Origin of the sequence: Streptomyces europaeiscabiei (genome assembly GCF_001550375.1) — a bacterium.
In the GTDB taxonomy this organism is placed as follows: domain Bacteria; phylum Actinomycetota; class Actinomycetes; order Streptomycetales; family Streptomycetaceae; genus Streptomyces; species Streptomyces europaeiscabiei.
The window spans coordinates 1-708 of record NZ_LRTR01000058.1 but is presented as its reverse complement, the minus strand read 5'-3'; the positions used below and the strand labels follow the sequence as shown (position 1 = coordinate 708).

Here is a 708-nt window from a genome sequence, read left to right as displayed (position 1 = left end):
CCGCCGCGCTCGCCGCCGCCGCGACCCGCCCCCACGCCGTACCGCCCGGTGGCGATCCCGTTCTCCTGGACGCCGCCTGCGGCTACTGGGACCGGCGCGGACTGCCCACCGCACCGGACAGGGCCGTCGCCGCCCCCGGCGCCCCCGCCCTGCTTCTCGCGCTGACCGCAGCGATCGGCGGCGACGTCCTGCTCCCTCGGCCGTGTGCCGCCTGGTGGGAGCCCCAGGCGCGGGCGTTGGGCAGATCCGTCTTCCATGTGGCCACGCCCGCCGAGTGCGGTGGTGTGCCGGACCCGTACGCGCTGCTGGAGACCGTGCGCAGGATCCGGGCCGAGGGCGGTGACCCCCGGCTGCTCGTGCTGTGCGTCGCCGACGACCCGACCGCCACCGTGGCCCCGCCCGAACTGGTGCACGAGGCCATGGAGGCGGCCACGGGGGAGGGGCTGCAACTGGTCAGCGACGAGACCTGGCGCGACACCGTGCACGATCCGCACGACACCGTGCTCCTCAGCCCCGCCGAGATGCTGCCCGACCGGGTCACCGTCGTCACCGACCTCGCCGGACCCTTCCTGCCGCCGGGCTGGCCCGCCGCCGTCGCCCGGTTTCCCGCGAACGCGGACGGTACGGGGCTGCGCGACCGGGTCCTCGACGTGCTCACCGCACTGGGCGCCCGGGTCGCCACCCCGGTCGCCGCCGCCGCCGCGTACG

1 protein-coding gene is annotated in these 708 nt (G+C 77.1%); it reads left to right on the top strand.

Features of this window, described 5'->3' with window-relative positions; all coding sequences use genetic code 11:
* The coding region (locus AWZ10_RS02680; RefSeq protein WP_159058197.1) for an aminotransferase class I/II-fold pyridoxal phosphate-dependent enzyme at positions 1-708 on the top strand (708 nt) is incomplete at both ends.